The 21,460-nt window shown below is 62.7% G+C and carries 12 protein-coding genes, 1 other RNA gene and 3 pseudogenes; 9 read left to right on the top strand and 7 right to left on the bottom strand.

The features are described from left to right. Positions 1-65 precede the first annotated feature (65 nt). The 3 genes from OK351_RS05560 to OK351_RS05550 all read right to left on the bottom strand — a co-directional run bounded on the left by OK351_RS05560 (position 66) and on the right by OK351_RS05550 (position 4,493). Positions 66-692, bottom strand: coding sequence for a hypothetical protein (locus OK351_RS05560; protein WP_265156731.1), 627 nt, complete (start codon positions 690-692; stop codon positions 66-68). A gap of 41 nt (positions 693-733) precedes the next feature. Beyond that, positions 734-3,094: a purple acid phosphatase family protein gene (locus tag OK351_RS05555; protein WP_265156606.1), complete on the bottom strand. Its 2,361-nt coding sequence runs from the start codon at positions 3,092-3,094 to the stop codon at positions 734-736. A gap of 619 nt (positions 3,095-3,713) precedes the next feature. After that, complete coding sequence (locus OK351_RS05550) at positions 3,714-4,493, bottom strand: YaaA family protein (protein ID WP_265156604.1); 780 nt, start codon at positions 4,491-4,493, stop codon at positions 3,714-3,716. A gap of 116 nt (positions 4,494-4,609) precedes the next feature. On the opposite strand from OK351_RS05550, the gene rnpB reads away from it, so the two are divergent. The 6 genes from rnpB (at position 4,610) to pstS (ending at position 10,474) form a co-directional block, all read left to right on the top strand. Next, positions 4,610-4,968, top strand: an RNA gene (gene rnpB / locus OK351_RS05545) — RNase P RNA component class A. A 281-nt stretch (positions 4,969-5,249) separates the two neighbouring features. Continuing rightward, positions 5,250-6,707, top strand: coding sequence for a glyceraldehyde-3-phosphate dehydrogenase (locus tag OK351_RS05540; protein WP_265156602.1), 1,458 nt, complete (start codon positions 5,250-5,252; stop codon positions 6,705-6,707). A 263-nt stretch (positions 6,708-6,970) separates the two neighbouring features. Next, positions 6,971-7,582 (top strand): hypothetical protein, encoded by a 612-nt coding sequence (locus tag OK351_RS05535; protein ID WP_265156600.1) that lies wholly within the window; start codon positions 6,971-6,973, stop codon positions 7,580-7,582. A gap of 72 nt (positions 7,583-7,654) precedes the next feature. Next, positions 7,655-8,707, top strand: coding sequence for a winged helix DNA-binding domain-containing protein (locus OK351_RS05530; protein WP_265156598.1), 1,053 nt, complete (start codon positions 7,655-7,657; stop codon positions 8,705-8,707). Between the two features lie 45 nt (positions 8,708-8,752). Next, on the top strand, positions 8,753-9,238 hold the full coding sequence (locus tag OK351_RS05525; protein ID WP_265156595.1) for a hypothetical protein: 486 nt from the start codon (positions 8,753-8,755) through the stop codon (positions 9,236-9,238). Positions 9,239-9,328: 90 nt separating this feature from the next. Continuing rightward, entirely contained in the window at positions 9,329-10,474 is a 1,146-nt protein-coding gene (pstS, locus tag OK351_RS05520) for a phosphate ABC transporter substrate-binding protein PstS (RefSeq protein ID WP_265156592.1), read from the top strand. Between the two features lie 92 nt (positions 10,475-10,566). Here the strand turns inward: pstS and def are convergent, their stop codons facing one another. From def to OK351_RS05505, 3 genes are all read right to left on the bottom strand, one after another. After that, on the bottom strand, positions 10,567-11,145 hold the full coding sequence (gene def / locus OK351_RS05515; protein ID WP_265156589.1) for a peptide deformylase: 579 nt from the start codon (positions 11,143-11,145) through the stop codon (positions 10,567-10,569). A gap of 125 nt (positions 11,146-11,270) precedes the next feature. Then, positions 11,271-12,104 (bottom strand): aldo/keto reductase, encoded by an 834-nt coding sequence (locus tag OK351_RS05510; RefSeq protein ID WP_265156587.1) that lies wholly within the window; start codon positions 12,102-12,104, stop codon positions 11,271-11,273. 376 nt (positions 12,105-12,480) lie between these two features. After that, a complete protein-coding gene (locus tag OK351_RS05505; RefSeq protein ID WP_265156585.1) occupies positions 12,481-15,057 on the bottom strand; it encodes a LuxR C-terminal-related transcriptional regulator in 2,577 nt (858 codons plus the stop codon). A gap of 718 nt (positions 15,058-15,775) precedes the next feature. Here OK351_RS05505 and OK351_RS05500 point away from each other — a divergent pair. The 3 genes and pseudogenes from OK351_RS05500 (at position 15,776) to OK351_RS05490 (ending at position 19,243) form a co-directional block, all read left to right on the top strand. Next, positions 15,776-16,721: pseudogene (locus OK351_RS05500) on the top strand (transposase). Between the two features lie 401 nt (positions 16,722-17,122). After that, positions 17,123-18,399 (top strand): annotated as a pseudogene (locus OK351_RS05495) (ISL3 family transposase). A 238-nt stretch (positions 18,400-18,637) separates the two neighbouring features. After that, on the top strand, positions 18,638-19,243 hold the full coding sequence (locus tag OK351_RS05490) for a hypothetical protein (RefSeq protein WP_265156582.1): 606 nt from the start codon (positions 18,638-18,640) through the stop codon (positions 19,241-19,243). Positions 19,244-19,827: 584 nt separating this feature from the next. Here the strand turns inward: OK351_RS05490 and OK351_RS05485 are convergent. Beyond that, positions 19,828-21,211, bottom strand: a pseudogene (locus OK351_RS05485) (IS1380 family transposase). Positions 21,212-21,460: the final 249 nt, after the last annotated feature.

Here is a 21,460-nt window from a genome sequence, read left to right as displayed (position 1 = left end):
TCCATCCAATGGTGGGAATGATTCGGGCGGCCAGCGGCCGCCCGAATCACGTATGTCCTTGCTGGTTACTCGAACAGTGACAGGGTCAGTTTCGAGCTGTACGATCCAGGCTCGACAGACACCGGGGTGCGCAGGAACAGCTCGGCGTTGGCCGTCCAGGTACCCTCGTCAAGTACTTCCGCCGAGTCCCAGGCCATCGCCAGCAGTTCCTGGTCCACCAGTCCGACATTGTCCGGGCCCGGGTCGACGGCTGTGTCCACTTGTTCGCCCTCGGTGACCGCGCCGGATTCGCCCCCGTCCACCAGATTCGGTGTCCAACCCAGGTGCTCGGCTCCGATGGTGTCTCCACCGGTGCTGGTAAAGGAACTGGCACTGCCCAGCACATGCCAGTAGGCGCCGTCGGCGATGTCCTGGGCAGAGCGCGTGTCGGTGACGGTCACAGTGGGCAGGGTGCCGGTGAACTGGCGGATCATCTCGTCGGAGCCGTTTTCCTCCAGCGTCATCGATCCCGCGCCGGCGACGGTCATGGCCAGCACACCCGGCTCATCCAGTTCGACGATATCGACGTTGACCTCGATCTCGTTGGTGCCGTGTTCCACGGTATCGGCTATTGCCGCCGCACCGACGCCCAGGAGCACCGAGCAGCCCGCCGTGAGGGCCAGAGCGCGGGGAAGGAAGTTCTTCTTGATCATGATGTGCACGTTGTCTTTCTGTGTGGAATTCTCGGAAGGAGTTAGCACGAGGCTGCCGCGAAGTCGACCTGCTGGCTGCTGGTGCTCTCGCCGCTGACGGCTTCAACCGTGACGGTGCCGCCGGCCACGTCGGCCTGCCGGGTTGCGAAGGCCGCGGTGCCCTTCTTGCCGCTGTGGACCTCCGGGAACTGCTTGCTGCCGTATTCGCTGATGATCTCCAGTGAGATGGGTCCGGATTCCCCGTTGGTTGCGGCGACGGTCAGGGTGGCCTTGCCGGCCAGGCAGCGTACCGAGGTGGCCACGTCCACTGCCAGTTCGGGGTCGGAGATCCCGGGCACGTCGATGCCGGCTTCGGTGACCCACTTGGTGCCCGCATCGTCCTTGGTGATGGTGAATTCATCCCACACCTGGCCGACCTCCAGGTCGGTGGTGGCGGTGTCGGTCTTCTCGGCCAGGTAGGACTTGTAGGTCAGGGCATTATCGGTGACATCGATGATCTGGTAGGTGCTGAAGCCACGGCCTCGCTGCACCTGGGTGGCATTGTTCTGGGTCCAGACATTGTTATCCACCGGGGCCAGCTGGTAGTGCTTGGCTCCGGAGTTCGACACGATGTACACCGGACCGTCGGTGACACCCTCGTGTTCGGTGGTGTTCTCGTTGTTGTATCCGCGGGCGTAGACGTGGTCGTGGCCCATCTGCACCAGATCGATGTTGTGCTTCTGGAATACCGGAACCCAGTGCTCACGAAGCACCGGTTCATTACGGCCGGAGGACGCCGAGTAGACCGGCTGGTGGAAGGTCACCACGTTCCACTTGGAATCGCTGTTCTCCAGGATGTGATCCAACCAGGCGGCCTGGAACTGGATCCACAGGGCGGACTTGTTCCCGTTCGGGCAGCTCGCACCCTGACAGGCCGGCATGTTCTCCGGGGTCAGGAAGCCGTTGTCGCGGGTGGCGTTGATGGTGATGAACCGTACACCCTGGTAGTCGGTGTAGTACACGGTCTCCTGGGCGAATTCGGTCCAATGATCGAACAGCGCCCGGTACTGGGCCGCTTCCGGTGTATCGCCGATGGCCAGTACGGCCAGTTCGCCAGCGGTCTCGACGCTCGGGTTATTGGCCGGGTACTCGAAATTGGCCTTCCAGGCCTTGAGCTTGTTGTCCCCGGAGTACTCGTGGTTGCCCGGGGCCGCCATCACATTGGTGGTGGCCGCAGCAGTGCGCATGCCCTTGAACCAGTTGACCCACTGGGTCTCGTTGCTGGCGGTATCGATCAGGTCGCCGGCGTGGACCGAGCCCACGATATTCGGGGCGGCGGCCATGGCCTGTTCAACAACCTTGGGCCAGGTGGTGTCCAAACCGATCTGTGCATCACCGAAGTAGATGTACTGGAAATTCTCCGCATCCGGGTCGGCCGTTGTGAAGCTGTGCCACTCGCTGTGCGACGGGCCGTTGACCACGCGGTAGGTGTAGCCGGTGGCCGGTTCCAGGCCGGTGATTTCGGCGGAGAAGTGCGGCAGCGGGTTGTTGTTGACCCGGTCCACGAATTCCGCTTCGATGCTGCGGATCTCGGTGCCGTCGGTCTCGCGGATTTCCACCCGCCCGGTTTCCATATCGGCGATGCCGCCCAACCAGGAGACGTACTGCGAGGTTTCGGGGGTCTCGGTGGGGGTCAGGATCACCCGGGTCGGTGGTTCATGGTGCTCGGTGGCATGCAGGGTCAGTTGCGGCATGTCCAGGTAGATGTCCGAGCTGCTGGCCCGATCCTGGTGCAGGCTCACTGCCACGGTGTTCTGCCCGTCCACCAGGACATCGGCCGGTACCTGGAAGGTGCTGGCGATCGGATCGCCATTCGAACTGCCCGCGTACTCCTGGTTACTCCCACCGGTCAGGCGGTCGTCCAGGAATCCGGCGACCTTGGTGCCGTTGATCCAGAGAACCACGGCGTCGTCGAAGATGACGTCGCCGCTGACCTGCACGTACTGGTCCGCCTCGCCTTCATCCAGCTCGAAACTGGTGCGGAAGAAGTAGGTGGGCACCGCGGTGGTGCCCTGCTCGGGCAGGTAGTGGTTCAGCAGGGTGTTCGGGGTGTGCGGACCCACGGTGCCCAGCGCTCCGTTCTTCGCTCCGAAGCTTCCCCTGGCGCTCTTCCACGAACTGTCGTCGAACTCCGTCGCGGTCCAGGCATCCAACGACGCCAGGCCTTCGGCCGGATCGCTGCCGTCGTCCAGGTACTTCCAGTCGGTATCCGCAGTGCTGATCACGGTGGTGTCTTCTGCTTCGTCGTTCGGTGCAGCCAGTGCGGACTGGCCGGCCACGACCGAAGTGCCCAATAATGCCAACGCAATGGCGCTGACACCAGTGCGTTTCAGCCACAGTGCGGCTTTGGAGTTTAGTTGCATCTCAACCTTCATTGCGAGTTGTGTCGATGATGCCCAGCCACATGGAGGGCAGGGCCAGAAATCATCTAATCCCAGCCGCAAAGATCACCGGACAACGTCAAGTGAACGTTGGATTTCACTAATGGAAGTTGATATGTCGCAAGGGTACCGCCGGACGGGATGCGGCCAATTCCCGGGACGGACTCCCTGCCGCAAGGACGAAGACCGCATTACCAGAGATCAGCCACGCAGGGTTCGCGGGAAACTTCCACCCCTGCGCACACCCACATCCTGCCGTTATGCCGCACCACGTTCTTCAGGCTCCCAAAGATGAAGTGGAAACCGTGGTCATCGTCCTCGGCGCGAACCCCGGTATGCGGGAAGCTTTGACCGATGGATTCCGCCCTCTGGTCCGAAAGGACCGAGAACCCCTGGAGCGCACAAGGGTCGTTCAGGAGGGATCGGTGGAGGCCGAATCCGGGGTGATGCTGTGCATGAGATCGGCTCCAGGCCCGCCCGTGGAGTTCGATCCGGGATGGCCATGTGACAGCGGATTGAAGGCTACGTGCCATCCACCTGGCAGTCACGACATCTCCCGGGTCCAGTCAATCCATGGGGGTAACGCACGCTGCTTTATGTGCTATTTTGCGGTCGTGAACTGGTGGTCCTCGGCCAGGGTGATATTCAGTGCCAGGCCCTTCCTGTCCTCCGACAGGCTGGCCTCCCAGCGGCTGCCGGCCAACTCCAGCAGTTCCTTCGCAGTGGCCGGCGCCTGGTCCTGTTCGACCAGGAAGCGGGCGACCTCACCGCGGGTGTGTTTGGCAAAGTGTGAGACCACCTTGGGTACGCCGTTGCGGATCTGGAAGACGTTGACCGCCACCGTATTGCCATTGCCGGGTTTGTAGGCCGCCGCATAAGTGCTCGATCGGGCATCCACCACCAGTTGGTCGCCAGCGACCGCGTCCAGTACAGGTGTCAGCCGTTTCTTCCACCAGCTGGCCAGCTTGCCCAGGTGATCCAGCTTCGCGGACATCGACAAACGGTAGGGAGGGATCCTGTCGCCGAATCGCACCGCACCCCAGAGCGCGGAGACCACCAGGATCGACTCATCGGCCCGGCGTTGCGCGGCGCCATCCAACGTGGCGTAGCCCAGCGCCTCAAAGAGGACGCCCGAGTAGATATCGTGGGCCCGGGCAGCCGGCTCGGTGTGAAGGCAGATGTTCCGTGCCACTTCGGCGGCCAGCGATGCACCAACGCCCAGGATGTCCATGGCATCCTCGCGGGCCGAGACCTCGGCCAGGGCATCAAGCACCTCGGAACGCGGTCCGGACAGTTCCGGGAAGGACAACTCACCGAGCTCGAACGGATCGCCGGTGGCGTGGGCGGTCTTGCCTTCGGAAGGCGGCAACAGAATAAGCACGCCTTTCAGCTTATAGGATCGCCTACATTCTGGCTCCGAAGTCCTGGGCCTAAACGCCCATGGTTACGGTGGACATGTCAAGTGCATGATGAAACTGGACTAGACTTGAGGCCGAATGGGATGACCAGGCGATCGCGTGCCACTTCGGTGGCCCGAGGAACGTCCGGGCTCCACAGGACAGGGTGGTGGGTAACGCCCACTCGGGGTAACCCGCAGGCCAGTGCCACAGAAAACAGACCGCCCGGGGCAACCCGGGTAAGGGTGAAACGGTGGTGTAAGAGACCACCAGCACCCCAAGTGATTGGGGTGGCTAGGTAAACCCCACCCGGAGCAAGGTCAGACAGACTGCGTTACGAGGGCTGTTCGCCCCATGCAGTCGGGTGGACCGCTGGAGGTTGTCGGCAACGGCAACCGTAGATAGATGATCGTCACCGCTGAGGCGGGACAGAACCCGGCGTATCGGTCATCCCATTCACCACCTCCCGCACCATCCGGAGCGCTCCTGCCGCAGGCCCCCATTGACCGATTCCGCGGTTATCACCGACGGGTTCGTGCTTCGTCCAACAGGATTCTGGTGACTCGGGTGACCGGTTTCACATGGTCACATTCTGCGCTCAATGGCTCAGCGTTTATGATGGATATGTATTCAACGGGGAATGATCCTGACACCCCGTTCCACCGTAATGCAATGGTGCTTCTCACGGTGCCAACCGACTTTAAGGATCCGGAAGTCGGCTGATTTGGAAGGGATTTTCTGTGACCCAGCAGTCTGTCGTTGCCCAGGAAGAATGGAGCGGGCGCGAAGAGCTCGCCGAGGCCATGATTCCACTGATCGGACGTCTTTACCGCAAGAACAATGTGGTGACCTCCATCTACGGCCGCAAGTTGATCAACCAGTCGGCTATCGACATCATCAAGGCCCACCGCGTGGTGCGTCGCATCGATGGTGAGGAGTTGGCGCTGACCGCCACCATGCCGATCCTTGAAGCCATCGCCGAGCTGAACATCGGCGCCGTTTCGGTTGATCTGGGACGCCTGAACAAGAAGTTCGTTGAATCCGGTTCCACCGACCTGAAGTCCTTCCTGACCGGGGAACTGGGCGAGAAGGTCGGCCAGGCCGGGGCAACCGACGCCGAACCGCAGGACGTGGTGCTCTACGGATTCGGCCGTATCGGACGCCTGCTGGCCCGCATCCTCATCGAACGTGGCGGCTACGGTCTGCGCCTGCGCGCCATCGTGGTCCGCAAGGGCAGCGACAACGACCTGGAGAAGCGCGCCAGCCTGCTGCGCCGCGACTCGGTCCACGGCAAGTTCGATGGCTCGATCACCATCGACGAGGAAAACAACACCATCCTTGCCAACGGCACCCTGATCCAGGTCATCTACTCGAACGACCCGGCCAGCGTCGACTACACCGCCTACGGCATCAACAACGCCATCGTGGTGGACAACACCGGCCGTTGGCGCGATGAAGAGGGCCTGGGCCAGCATCTGAAGGCCAAGGGCGCCGCCCGCGTGCTGCTCACCGCTCCGGGCAAGGGTGATGTGAAGAACATCGTCCACGGTATCAACGACTCGGTGATTACCGCCCAGGACAGCATCGTCTCGGCCGCATCCTGCACCACCAATGCCATCACCCCGGTCCTGAAGGCGCTGAACGACAAGTTCGGTGTCTCCCACGGTCACGTCGAAACCGTTCACTCGTTCACCAACGACCAGAACCTGATCGACAACTTCCACAAGGGCGAGCGCCGTGGCCGTTCGGCCGCGTTGAACATGGTGATCACCGAAACCGGTGCCGCCAAGGCCGTGGCCAAGGCGTTGCCCGAGTTCGCCGGCAAGCTGACCGGTAACGCCATCCGCGTTCCCACCCCGAACGTGTCGATGGCGATCCTGAACCTGAACCTGGAGAACGAAACCAGCAAGGACGAGCTGAACGCCTACCTGCGTGAAGTGTCGCTGACTTCGGACCTGCACAAGCAGATCGACTACATCGATTCGCCAGAGGTCGTCTCCACCGACTTCGTCGGTTCACGCCGCGCCGGAATCGTCGATGGCCTGGCCACCATCGTCAGCGGCAAGAACGCCGTGGTCTACGTCTGGTACGACAACGAGTTCGGCTACTCCTGCCAGGTGGTCCGTGTCATTGAAACCATCGCCGGAACCCATCCGGTGGCTGTGCCTTCCCTGAAGGCAGAGGCAGTCACCGCCTAGGCAAGAACCCCAGGCACAGCAAACGCCGCTTCGACCAGCTGACGGTCGGGGCGGCGTTTGCCGTGTCGGCCCGGTGGCCCGGTGATCCGGAGGCCGCGACACCGCTAGCATTCACCACCGTTTCGCCCGGCAGACATCCGCGGTTCACCAGGAGTCGGCATCATCGACTACGGGGACAACCCTGCCCGGGCCGACCGCGGCCGGGTGCCGGCGGTTCCCCGTGTATCGGCAGTCCGACACCGGAGGGTGGGAGCCACAATCCCATGCAGTACCCGCAGCGCACCGGCAGCTGGCCGCCGGGGATGGCCATCACCGTCGATACCCATGCGCAGCCATTGCTGGTGCTGTTGTATGTGCGCCAGGCGTGGTCCCTGGCCGAGACGCTGCAACTGCCGGCCCTCTGCCCGATCCCGGACACCGGTTGCTGCCAACGTCCCGCATCGGTGGCGAAGCCCGTCTGGGAGCGGCGCTGGCTGAGCCTTTGGGGCAGGGCATGGGGATGGTACGGGCCGGGGAGCATCCGCATCCCGGGCAGCCTGCACGACCGGCAATTCGTGACCGGTTTGGCCATGGCGCAGGCCGAACGCGGGGTCGCGTTCTGGTCCACGCGCTTCGGGGCCGAGGGGATCGACGCGGCCGGGTTTGACGCCTGGGAGATGGACTACCTCGCCCGGGAAGGCGAACTGGACTTCGAGCGGGTCGAACCGGTGCTGGTGGCCGCCTGGGAACGCGGGCTGCGCGGCATCGTGGAATTGCCGTTGTCCGGCCCGTACCTGCACCGGCTCAGCGATAGGCACCTGGTGGCCTCGTCGCACACCCTGCGCAATGAGGGCGAGCTGGCCGCGGGGTTGGCCGGCTGGATCCGCGGAAGCTGAGGTCCTGATCGGCCGCCGGAGCGGTGGCTGCCGCCACGCTGTGCCCGGCAGCAGCTCGGGTACACTCGTTGCATGGAAACGGTCGTGAACCGTCGTGGCATGCTCTGCGCCCGCATGACCAGCCACTTGCTCCTGGACCCCGCGGGATCGATCCCGGCGGCCGCCCGGCACATGCTGGCGCTGCAATCCCAGGACCTGGCGGCCGGACGCTATGCGGTGGCCCAACGGGCCGGCCAAGCCGTCACCGCGACCGATATCAACGGTTGTTTCAACCGCCGTGAGCTGGTGCGTTCCTGGACCATGCGTGGCACCTTGCACATCTGTGCCGCCGAGGATGTGCGGTGGCTGGTCAGGGCCAGCAGGGAACGCACCCTGCGCTCCATGCAGTCCCGACTGCGGGAACTGCAGATCACCGGTGCGGATATCGACCGGGCCGGCATCCTGGTCGCCGGGCTGCTGGCCGAGCGGCAATCGGCCAACCGGGCACGGCTCTTCGCGATGCTCAACGCGCACGGGATCGCCACCAACGCCCAACGCGGCGTCCACCTGCTGGTGGCCCTGGTCATGGAATCGCTGATCTGCCTGGGGCCGGTTCCCGCCGGCTCGGGGGTGGCCGCCCAGGACTTCGTGTTGCTCGATGACTGGGTGGATGCCCATCACACCCCGGAGGAACCGTTGCGGGAACTGCTCACCCGGTACCTTCGCGGGCATGGGCCGACCAGTCTGCGTGATGCGGCCTGGTACACCGGGCAAACCCTCACCACGCTCAAAGCGGTGGTGCAGGAGCCGGGATCCGACATCGCCGGGGTGGGACACGATCGGCACGGCGAGGCGCTCTATACCACCGCCGGATCGGCGGCCCAGATGCTACTCGAGGAGCGGGCCACGAGGCATCTTCCGCTGCGCCTGCTCGGGCATTTTGACGAATACTACCTGTCCTACGCGGATCGAAGCACCGTGGCCGGATCTCGGATGCAGCAGGCGATCGCGCCGGGCGGGAACGGGATGTTCCTGCCCTTCTGGCTGCGCGGCGGCCGGGCCGATGAAATATGGCATGCCGATGCGGTGCCCGCTGCGCCCAAGGCCGCGGCCCTGCATCACCGCTACCTGGGATTCAGGGCCTGAGAGTGTGCCTGCGCCCGCCAACAGGATTTTGCTAGGCTCGAGACCATGAAGCCGTTCACCCGCCACCCGATTCTGTTCCCGGCCCTGGTCACCCTGGCCGCCGGGGGTTTGCTGCTGACCGGTTGTTCCGGCACCGGTGAACCGGCCGAGCAGGCAACGGGCTCGCCAACCGAGACACAGCGGCTGGTCCTGGGGGTGAGCGAAGAGCGCCCGCATGCGGTCCGCGGCAATTACTCGTTGGGTGGACCCGCCATGGATGCGCTGGCCCAGGGCGATTTGGTGATCTCCGCCGGCGGCTGCCTGCATGTGGCCACCGCCGACGGGGCCCCGACACTGCTGGTCTTCCCGCAGGATGCCGAACCGATCACCGAGGGGCGCCCGGGTATCCGGTTGGATTCCCACGAGTACCTGGTCGGTGAGCGGGTCGAGTTCGGCGGAGGCGGCCTGGAACTGGATGCCGGGCAGGCCGGGGCCATATCCCGATGTGCCCCCGAGGGAAACGTGTTCCTCATCCAGTCGACCAACCACTAGCCATTCGGCTTTTAGCAACTTGCCGTTAACCTGCCTACGATGGTTAAGGCCGTTGGCCATCCACCAGGTTCTCGATGCAGGAGTCATTCCATGACAGGTGCGCTCGCACAGCCCCGTCCATCCCGTCCCGCCACCCGTTGGGCCCTGGGCCTGCCGGCATTGGCGCTGTCAACCGTACTGCTGGCCGGGTGCGGCAATGACTACCCGCTGGGCGATGCGCAACGCGAGGCCGCGCAGAACAACACCTCCACCCTTGAAGGGACCATCACCGGTGGCGGTTCCACCGCACAGAACGCGGCGATGAATGCCTGGAGCAGCAGCTTCGCAACCGTCCACCCCAAGCTGCAGGTCCAGTACGCCTCGGTCGGTTCCGGTGCCGGCCGCGCGGGACTATTGGCCGGAGGCACCGACTTCGCCGGATCGGACGCATTCCTGAAGGACGAGGAAGTGGCCGACTCGATTACCACCTGCGGGCCCGACGGGGCGATCAACATCCCCGCCTACATATCCCCGATCACCGTGGCGTTCAACCTGCCCGGGATCCAGAGCCTGAACCTGGATGCGCCGACCATGGCACGGATCTTCAACGGAGAGATCTCCAGCTGGCAGGATCCGGCGATTGCCGAACTGAATCCGGAGCTTTCGTTGCCGGATACCCCGATGACCGTGGTGGTGCGCTCGGATGATTCGGGCACCACCGAGAATTTCACCGAGTACCTGCACGACACGGCCCCGGAGCAATGGCCGCATGACCCCAGCGGCTCGTGGCCGGCAGGGGCGCGGGTTGAGCAGGCGCAGGGCAATTCCGGGGTGGTGACCACCGTGGTGCGCACCGAGGGTGCGGTGACCTATGCGGACGATTCGCTGGTGGATGCCTCGTTGGGCAAGGCCGCGGTGAAGGTGGGTGATGGTTTTGTCGAGGTCAGTGGCGAGGCTGCGGCCCGGGCGGTTGAGGATGCGGACCGGATTGACGGGCGTGGGCCCCATGATATCTCCCTGCACCTGAACCGCACTACGCAAGCCGCGGACGCCTACCCGCTGGTCATGGTTTCCTACTTCATCCTCTGCAGCAGCTATGAGGATGCCCACGCGGTTCAGCTCCTCAAGGAATTCGCGCACTACGTGGTCAGCGACGAGGGGCAGCAGACGGCGGCCGACTCGGCCAAGAGCGCCCCGATGCCGGCCAGCCTGGCCGAGGAAGCCGCTGCCGCGGTGGATTCCATCAGCGTGCGCTGACGGGCGGAGGATCACACCGCTCCACGGGCAGGGTGCAGGGCAAAGGCGGCAGTCCGGAACCAAGTGTTCCGGGCTGCCGCCGTGGCGTTGTCCTACTCTCCGTGGCCGAACGGGTCCTCATCGGTTCCCGGGAGCCAGGTATTGCCCGGCACCCCCCACCCCAGGGATTTCTTGGCTTTCAGCCAGCGCTTATCCCATTTGGGGACCAGTTTGTCCACGTACAGGAAACCATCCAGGTGGTCGTATTCGTGCTGCATGATGCGGGCGAACCACCCGTTCGCCTCGAAGCTGACCGGTTTGCCGAACTCGTCCACACCCTCGATCTTGGCGTAGTCGGCGCGTTTGAGCGGGAAGGAGAGTCCGGGCACCGACAGGCAGCCCTCGGATTCCTCATCGGCGTCCGGTGAAGCCTGCGACACCTTGGACAGCGTCAACCTCGGGTTGATCACCACCCCGCGCTCGGGCGCGGTGTCCTGGTCGGCGTAGATGTACGTGAAGATGCGCAAGCCCACACCGATTTGCGGGGCTGCCAGTCCCACGCCATGGGCGGCATCCATGGTGGCATGCATATCTGCCACCAGGGCGCGCAACTCGTCGTTGAATTCGGTGACCTCTGCGGCCCGTTTGTGGAGTACTGGTTCACCATAGACGGTGATCTGCCGGATTGGCACTGGTTCAGGTCCTTTCCAAGATCCCAGCCGTTGACTCATCCATAATTCCACGCCGGACCGTCCCGTGCCAGTTGGCACCCGCCGGGAAACACCGAATGTGACCACCGGATCACCTGCCCGCCCGGCTAGATCACTTCCAACGGGATCTTGGTTTGCGGGGCGGGGAAGGCCGCATCGATGCGTTCGGTGTGTTCCGGGCCCAGCTGCAGTTCCAGCGCCCGGGCGTTATCCCGCACATGGGATACCTGCGAGGCCTTGGGCAGCGCGATGACCCCGGGGTTGCGGATGGACCAGGCGATGAGTAGCTGCGCGACGGAGGCACCCAGCTGCCGGGCAATGTCCCGCAGTACCGGATGGTCCAGCAGCTCACCCTGCCCAATGGGGGAGTAGGCCATCACCGGAATGGGCTGCTGCGCTTCGCGTTGCGCCGGCAGCAGGTCGTATTCGATCCCGCGGCTGGCCGGGTTGTACAGCACCTGGTTCGCCGCCGGCGGTACCGGCAGCATCCGCAGGTCCTCGGTGTCGAAATTACTCACTCCCCAGTCGCCGATCAGCCCGCGGGACTTCAGCGACTCGAAGCCCCGGATGGTGTCTTCCAGCGGGTACGGGCCGGGCCAGTGCAACAGGTACAGGTCGATCCAGTCGGTTCCCAGACGCCCCAACGATTCCTCGCAGGCCTTGACGGTGCCCTGCTCGGAGGCGTTGGACGGCAATACCTTGCTCACCAGGTACACCTGATCGCGGATCGGGGCGATGGCCTCGCCGACCAGTTCCTCACTGCGTCCGGCCCCGTACATCTCGGCGGTATCCACCAGCGCCAATCCCAGTTCGACCCCGGTGCGCAGGGTCGCGATTTCCTCGTCACGGCGTGCCGGGTCATCCCCCAGGAACCAGGTTCCCTGTCCAACGGGAAGGACCGGTGCCCCGTCGCCCAAGTGCAGTTGCGGTAGTGCGTCCATGAATGCAGTCTATGCCCGCGCGGCGGCGTTATGACAGGGATACGGCCACCCCCAGCCGTATTCGAAGATACATTCTCATCAGGTGCGTTGGGCCGGCTGCAAACTCTCCCGCCGGTGGGTGCGGGGCATCGGCAACGAGAAAAGCCAGCACTTGTGGGTGCTGGCTTTTCCCGGTATCGGCCGCCGTCACTCGAAATGCACCTGCAGATGCACTCCGTATAGACCTGGCATACTTGCAATCGACCGTGTGGCACGCCCCCCAAAGCGTTCGAGTACCTTGTGGCCAATTGACACTAGCTTATTGGCCAGCCCGGGGAATTGCAGTAGTACCGAGTAGCCCGGTAGCCATATTTAGGTAGTGCCTCACCGGTACGGATCAAGCGCCTGGGGTGCCCTCCGACTCATCAATCAGTTGTCGACGGTCGCGGATCCCGAGTTTTGCGTAGGATCGCTGCAGATGCCCCTCGACGGTCCGGGGGGAGAGGAACAGTGCCGCGGCGATCGCCGTGTTGCTTTCACCCCGTGCCGCACGGGTGCAGGCGGCGAACTCACGATCGCTCAGCAGCCCCGGATCGATCCGGGCCCGGCCCAGGCGGGGGGTGTTCACACTGGCCAGGGGGCGGCAGATATCGGCGCACAAGCCCAGCAGTTGCGAGGACCGTGCACGCATTCCACGGGCCAGGGCCACCTCCGAACCATGGTTGGCCAGTTCCGCGGCGTACAACAGGCGGCCCTGGTCCACATGCCTTTGCACCAGCTGCTCAAGTTCGGGCCCCAGGGTATCCACGGCCGCGGCATACCCGGACAAGGTCTTGGCCAATTCCCCTTCCAGCTGCCCGGCCAGGGAACTGAAGGGCACGGGATCCTCGCTCAAGCCCAGACGCCAGGCATCGTGCTGGATCCGTAGCGTCAGCATCGGCAGGCCGAGCTCTTCCGCCTGACCGAGCAACGCACCGGCATGGGCCCGGGCTTCCTGCGAACCGCGCAGCTGCAGGATCACCGGGAGCAGGGCACGCTCGGCTTCCAGCCGGGACCACTTACCCTCTGCCCAGTTGCCGGACTCGGCGATGTCCAGGCAGCGGCGCATCTGCTCCCGGTCACCCAGCATGCCAGCGGCCCGGGCCCGCAAGGCGGCCATGACACCCAGCATCAGCTCCGGGTCACACAGCTGCGCCAGCGACATGGCCTGGGCCAGCGAATGTACCGCAGCCCCGGCATGCCCCTGGTCCAGCTCGATCGATCCACGCGCCAGCAGGTAGCGGGAGCAATTGACCAAGGGCACCTTTTCCTCCATGCCCACCAGCTTGGAATGCAGCTCATGGTGGGTGCTGCCTTCCATGAGCAGTACCGGATGCAGGGCCGCAAACAACCGGCCTTGCCCGCTGGGACTGATCTCCGGCCAACCGACCGACATCAAACGCTCAACAAGCAGGTCCACAGTGCGCGAGGGGCGTCCCCGATAGGCCAGCCAGACACAGTACTGGGTCAGCGCCTGGACCTGCAGATCCGTCGACAGCCGTGGATCCGTTGAGTACCGAAGCAACAGGTGGGCGGTATCCGGTGACCCCTTCGCGTTCAGCACGATCTGGCGCAACGCCTCCACCTTGGGAGGATCCTGCGCCCGGGCTTCCAAGAGGCCCAGCGCCTGATCCAGTTGGCCACGAGAGAGGTGGATTTGGGCCGCCGCCAGACGCACGATCGGGTTCGAGGTTCCCTGCACCTGGCCCAGGGTGGCCAGCCCGGCCGCCGAGTCGCCGGACTCATGTTGGGCCATGGCCCGGGCGGCAAGCAGTCGAAGGTACTCTTCTTCGCCCAGTACCTCGCTCTCCAAATGTTCGGTCAACGACAACACGCTGGAATACCGCTGGGCGGCCAGGGTCGTCGACACGGTTTTCAGCAGATCCGCCGCAGGAGGTTCGATCCCCACCTCACGACACAACACCGCGATATTCGTCCGCGTTTTCTCGCCCAGGACCACCCCGTCCACGGCGGTGATCAGCGATTCCAGATGGGAGCGCAACTCGCCACGGCCCAGGGACGCCACAACGGTGGACGCCGGAAGGTCAGGCACCAGCCCCACACTGCGCGATCCATTCGACTGCGACCCGTGGTGCCGGATCCGGGCCAGCCCGGCATCCACCACCGCATCAAGTTCCGCGGCACCAAGCAGGGTACGGGCCAAGGGCAGGGGAAGGGTGCCGGTGATCGCGATCCTCACTACGGTCGCGCGCAAGGGTTCGGCCTGTTGGGACAACCGGGTATGTACCAGATCGGTGATGCGCTCGCCGGTGGGCTCCCACAGCGGATGCAAGGTCCAGTAGCCGCCGGCCAGGCACAAGGCGTTAACCGCCCGCGCATCGGCCATCAGTTCGCGTAAATGCAAGGGGCTGCCACCGGAGCTCTGCAGCAACCGCCGGGTCGTCGTGGAATTCACCGGCCCACCCAGATGCTCGCTGGCCATGAACTGTGCATCGTTCATATCCAGCGGCTTGATCTGCACCCGGTGTGAATGGTGCATGGCCGCCAGTTGCCCCAGACACTGGGGCAACTGGCGCAAACCGCAGGTGGCGACCACCAAATGCAGGTGTTGGGCCGTGGCCAACTGCGCCAGCACGGCCGCGCTTTGCTCATCAACCTCCTCGGCCCGGTCCAGGAGAATCCAGGTTTCGGTATGCGTCACCAAGCCGGTCAGTGCCGCAATCATCGACCCCGGGGTTCCGGCGGATTGTTGCGTATCAGGGATTTGCGAGCACAAGCCGGTCAGTACGGCAAAGGGAACCTCACGCAGCGCCGCGGCTCCGGTCACCCAGTAGAAATGATGCCCGAGCTGTCGAAACAACGACAAGGCAAAGGTGGTGCGCCCGCTTCCCAGAGCTCCGGCAACAAAGACCGTCTCGCCGCCACGTGCCGCCTGCATGGCGTCCTGCAATGGCTTGCGGCGGGATGGGAGCAATGCCGGGAGGTTAGCAATCGGGCCAGTCATGGGTGCGGAAGCTTTCGCGGGAGGGATGAGTCGCCAAAAGTAGAACCGGAAGAAATGTTCGAGCGAAGCTAACTGGGCGACGCCTGCCAGGACGCGCCAACAAGTCGTCGGACGTCAGGGCCCACGCGGGCCACACCTGTACCTGAGACAAAGCCCCGCGAACGATAAGGTATGGCACTCATTTATACAGTTTGGCACTGCGAGGAGGAATTCTGAAGACCCCCGCGTTCCCGCGCCTCAACGACGGGAACCTTACGGGCGTGCCAAGATCAACGCCAACGGCGCCCAAGAACCCCCAAAGCTCTACTCAGCATCCGAAAAGACCCGGAGCCCTTCGGTGCCATGCGCTCGCCGAAGAGGCGGGCAATGTATATCGGTGGAAGTCCAGCTGTTGGTGGTTTTCTGGGCAACTTTCCCAATACTAAACAGTAAAGGAGTATGCAGCTCGCCTTCTGTGGTCACAAGTTTTGAGCAAAGGATTCTCCGCTATCACAAATGAATATGTTGTTCAGTACTACCTGCAGAGGGGGCACGCGCGCTGAGAAACCGTATCGCTCACCATGAGCCTCTTTTGAGCACCCACGTGAAATCATGTTCCATTCTCTTAATTAGGAACTCTTAAATAGGAACTCTTAAATAGGAACGGCATGAAACCCGGGACGATTCATTCCCCACCACCACGGCTGGTATCAACCGGGCCATCAAATGGGTGGCCCGGCGCACCGACGCCGACGCCGACACCCTCTGGGTCATCGAAGGAGCCGCGTCTTACGGGGCGATCCTAGCCGGCACCGTGGCCACCCACGGATTCCCCGTCACAGAGGCCCCGCGCATGGACGCCAGGAAGAACCGCGGCGTCGGCAAGTCCGACGTGTTGGATGCCCACCGGATGGCCATGGCCGTGCTTCCGCTGCCGGTGGAGAAACTGCGCCGTCCCCGCCTGAATGAAGGGATCCGCCAGGGCCTGCGGATCCTAGTGACCGCCCGGGAATCCATGTCCAAGGACCGTACTCGTTCGATCAATGCCCTTAATGCCTTGGTGCGAAGCAACGACCTCGGGATTGATGCGCGTAAGAAGCTCACCCCGGTCCAGATCGAGGAGATCTCCCGGTGGCGTGAGCGCGAGGAAGATCTGGCCTTGGGTATCGCCCGTGCCGAGGCTGTCCGATTGGCCAAGCACGTTCTGGGCCTGGAGGAGCAGTTGAAGTCCAACGAGCAGAAGTTGGACGAGCTGGTCAAGGTCAGTGAGGCGGCACCCCTGCTCGAGGAGAAGGGCTTCCGGGCGGTGACCGCGGCGAAATGCTTGGTGGCGTGGTCACACGAGGGATGGGTCCCGTAGCCAGGCTGCCTTCGCCTTCCTGGCGGGAGTCAATCCTATCCCTGCATCGTCGGGGAACAAAGTTCGGCATCTGCAGAACCGGGGTGGCGATCGAAGACTCAACAGCGCCTTGCATATGGCTGCGATCACCAGGATGACCTACGACACCGAGACCTGCGACTATGTCGAAAAGCGTCGCTCCGAAGGCAAGACCGACAAGGAAGTCCGACGTTGCATCAAGCGCTATCTGGCCCATCGTATATTCAGGATCCTGAGTGCCGCGGCCCAAGCGAAAAAAGTCCAAGAAACGGCTTGACAGACATAGAAGAGCCAAGCAGAAGCGCGATGCGGAAACCCTTGCAGTGCTCGGGCGCGTGCGAGAGTAGCAGTAGCCGTCGTAGCCCCAGACTCGGCATGCTGGGTAATTCCTGTCGCGTGAGATGTTGCCGGAAAGCCCAACTACGGTGCATTCTCCCTTTCGCAGGCCTCGGCCGCGCTCATCGAGCGGCACCGCCCCTCCGCGTGGGCGGAGGCGGCCTGATGAGTTTCAGTGGACTCTTCACGATCAGCCGCCTGATCCTCCAAGTGTGTCACGTTGGATTCCCCATCATCTGTGACCGGTTCCTGAACGGCGGCTTCCTGATTCAGCCGTGCACTGGCCCGGTAATTGGGCTCTGCAGGATTGGGAGTGTAGACCCGTAAAGCACCGCACCCGATCTGACGAGCTTCACCCGCCTGGACCAGCTGGGACTGACCGCAACCGGCCAGCACCTCACAGCAGTGAAAGCAGAGATCCTCTGCGAGGTCACGACACCTGATCCGTGGTGCCGTACCTGCGGTGCGGTCGGGGTTCCCCGCGATACCGTGACCTGCAGGCTCGCCCATGAGCCCTTCGGTTGGCGGCCGACCGTTCTGGTGATCAGGCACCGCCGCTACCGGTGCCAGCACTGCCACCGTGTGTGGCGTGACGACCTGGGCACGGCGGTGGCACCACGACAGGCAATCTCCCGCACCGGGTTGCGGTGGGCACTGAACGGGCTGGTTTGCCAGCACCTCTCGGTCGCCAGGATCGCCGGGGGTCTCGGGGACACCTGGAACACTGCCAACGACGCGATTCTGGCCGAAGGTCACCGCGTGCTGATCAACGATTGAACCCGGTTTGACGGGGTGAAGGTACTGGGTGTGGATGAGCATGTCTGGCGGCATACCAAGAGCGGGGACAAGTACGTGACGGTCATCGTGGACCTCACCGGTGTGCGTGATGGCACCGGCCCCTCTCGCTTACTGGACATGGTCTCTGGCCGCTCCAAGGCGGTGTTCAAAACCTGGCTGGCTGAACGTGACACCCAGTGGGAGGATGGGATCGAAGTGGTTGCCATGGATGGGTTCACCGGCTTCAAGACCGCTGCCGCCGAGGAACTGGAGAACGCGGTGGAAGTACTGGATCCTTTCCAGATCGTGAAGCTGGCCTCCGAAGCGTTGGATACCACCCGGCAGCGGGTTCAGTGTGAACAGCATGGGCGGCGGGGCCGGAAACAGGACCCGCTATACAAGTGCCGGCGGACCTTGACCATGGGATTATCGCTGGCCACTGAGAAGCAAAAGAAACGGATCGCCCAGCTATTCACGAACAAGGCCTACGAACAGGTGGAGCTGACCTGGAGCGTGTCCCAACGAATGGTGGACGCCTACCGGCAACCGAAAGCCGAAGTCGGCCGGTGAGCCATGGAACAGCTGATCAACAGCATCGGGACCAAGACCCCCAAGGGACTGCCCGAGCTGAAAAAGCTTGGCGGAGCCCTCAAGCGCCGAAAAACCGATATCCTCGCGCACTTCGAGCACCGTGGAAGCTCGAATGGGCCCACCGAAGCGATCAACGGCAGGCTGGAACACCTACGCTGTATCGCGTTCGGATTCGAAAACCTGACGCACCATATCGCACGCTCGTGGTTGGAAGCCGGGGCTTCAGACCTCGTTTACACCCTGAATCTTGAAGAGCCTCGAAAGCTTAGTAGAAGGCGCAGATCATAAACTTCCTAATCCTGAACGGACCGCAATACCCCATATCTCGGAGTAATTTGCTTAAGGGGAGTCATGACCAGGACTACAGATTGCACATAAGCGTGTGCTTTCAGGGTTAGGGGCAAAGACAGGTCGTAAATACCAAAACGTTAGTGCTTTCTGGTATAGGTGTGAATAACGTGGATGCAGTGGAGAGAAAAAGGTAAATCGATGGATGCAGTACTTGGGGTGACCATCGTTGCTGCGATTCTCACTGCCTTAGGCCTTGTCATACCTCTGTTGTCGTACTTGAAGCCATACCCTAAGAAGATTCTGGAGTACCGAGTAGAGGTAATTCCTCTTATGCGAAGCGCAGGCATTTTCTCTCAACGTCTGAAGGTATTTGTCGATGGATCGGAAGTGCAAGAACCGTATGCTTTAGAAATTGGGGTTCGTAGCGTGGGCCGAGTTGACATTAAAAAGCGTGATTTTGACGGTAAGGAACCTCTGGTGTTCCATCTAGGTGATCAAACAAAGCCCATAGACGATATCTTGAACAGTGAATCATGGTGTTTGGAAGGGAACCGCCTGGAGTTGAGGCCGCGTCTTATAGCACGGCAAAATGGTGAAAATGCGGTGAGATTTCTTTGCTCGGGAGAACCAGACGTCAGGCTACAGAAGCCACTTCCTCTTGCGGACACCACTGTTAAGGCAATGAAAACTAGTAACGAAAGATCCTTACAGAAGTCAAAGCTCGCTGGTTGGGCAGGCTTAGCTGTCGTTCTAGTGACATGGATAAGCTATGTGACTTGGGTACTAACTCTCTTGCAGAGATGAGCCATTATGCCAAAGGACCTTTGTTTCGAAAGAACCTTTAGCTGAATGTTGATGGCACTAGACTTCAGCTATTTAACCTTGTGGTGGGCCAAGCCGACGGGTTGGATGCATGCTTTGTGCCGGTTTCGGCTGCCTTTGGGCCGTCCCGGGCCTGGCCTGGTAGCTAACGGCGGGTTCGCCGGATACACCAGATTCTGGCACACACGCCGATAGGTCTGACGCACCGGCCCGGACTGAATGCCAGCGGGTCCGCAACCTTTGCCTGCCACGGTAACTGGCGCCCTAACGCCACAGTCCGGGTTAAACACAGCATAGTGTACGCAGCGACCACCACCCAGGTCCAGGTATCCGCCGCTAACCCAACGGTTTCATCGGAGCATTGAGGCCGCTGATTTCCGATTTTTCTGGGAGTCAGCGGCTTTCTCCTGTTTCGGGGTCGCGGATGGCACCAGCATCACTGGTGTGGGTGCCGGGCTCCACTGTTCCGGTCGTGGTCTTTCATCTCGTTGACGGGCAAGGTAGGGGCCGGTTCAGGCGGGCAGGTGGCCCTGGCGGCACTGCCGGTACCCTGCGTGGGTTCGTTCCTACAGGTCGATGAGTAGCGCTGATTCCGGTGCCGTTGTGGGGATAAGTAGCCGGGTTTGCCTTCCGGTGCTGATCAGTTTGCCCGCGATCGCGTACAGCCGGTAGCGCCACCGCTTCACATCCCAGCAGCCGGCAGGATGCCCCACCGGGAGCACCGCGAGTTGAATCCAGCAGGTGAGGTTCATGGCCAGTACGGCCAGGTTCGCCCAGGCCTGGTTCGCTGTGAAGGACCAGTAGGGCAACTTGCCCAGCCCGCAGGCCTTCAAGGTTTTGATCCTGTTTTCACACCGTCCCCGGGCCCGGTGCCGTGCGTCAAGAAACGCCGGGTTGTAGCGTGGCGCGTTCGTGAGGAACGCGGTGATGCGGTTGCCGTCGGTGTCGAACAGTGAGGCTTTCGCCCCGGGATGTAGCGGCTCGGCGCGCAGATAGATGCGGGTGCCGGGCGGGTAGTCCTTCAGTACCAGCACTTTGCTCGCATCGATCACCCACGCGTCATCGCGCAGGTTGCCGTGTTGATCGGTGGCCGATTCCCAGTACTTCTTCTCATTGATCCACCGGATGAACCGTTCATTGACCACCGGCAGGGCGTAGGAAGTGGAGAACTGGATTCCCAGTGCGTGAAGGTGGTGCAGGAACTCGCGTGAGGCACCAGCGCTGTCGGTGCGCACCAAGATCTTCTCACCAATCAACGCCCCGTCCTTGGTATAGAAGTCCTCGGGCAGCTGCGCTAAAGCCTGGCCCAAGACGGTGATGTGATCCTTCGCTGAGTTCGCGCCCTTGTTGCCGGGGCGTAGGAGCACGGCCAGGGTTTCGCCGGTGCCGTTCTCTTTGCCGTAATCCACCGAAGCGGTCATCGGAGCGAACCCGAAGCCGCGCTTATAGGTGCCCGTAGCGTGTTCCTTATCGGAGTGCACGTGCACCAACGTGGCATCGAGGTCGATGATTAATGGGTTCTTGACGCTGGCCCGGGCGGCGGGGCTGCGGGTCCCGGCTGCGGCCCACACCCGGGAGCGCAAGGTGCGGTGCATAGTGGCGAACGCGTAGTCGAACGCTTCGGGCTGGTCCTTGATCCGGGCCATCATGCGGCTGATCGTGGCTTCGAAAGGCGACCGGTCCGAAGAGCCCCGGTGAGGCGCTGAGCTGGTCGATATCGGTGACTTGCTCGCCCCCAGCAGCGAGCATGATGGCCAGGCCAGCGATCATCTTCCCCGGGCGATGAATGGCCGTGGCAGGAACGAACTGGGAGAACCTGTCCTCGCAGAGCTGGCGGAAATCCAGGGCGTTGAGGAAGCTGGTCAGTACCCCGAGTCCTGCTTGGGATACCAGTGCTTGGCTGGTGAGTTGGGCCGGGACATGCGGGAAAACGCGGGTAGAATGGTGCATCGAAAAGGTGATCCTTTGAACTGGGTGGATGAAGCTTAGACACCTCTATTTTCCCAGTTCAGGTCACCTTTTCCTCGTTAAAGAAGGTTAATGACGCCTCAAACGATGAAACCCCCGGGCTAACGGGTCCTGCAGCTTTGGCTTGGCCCAACCCAGGCTTTGCTTCAGGAATCGGAACGTGTGCTCCAGATCGAAACGGCGCAAGTACATGGACCACCAATGATTAACCTCGGCCAAGTTCCCGGCTAT

Source organism: Glutamicibacter sp. MNS18, from assembly GCF_026107515.2.
In the GTDB taxonomy this organism is placed as follows: domain Bacteria; phylum Actinomycetota; class Actinomycetes; order Actinomycetales; family Micrococcaceae; genus Glutamicibacter.
This window is presented reverse-complemented; position numbering and strand designations above follow the sequence as displayed.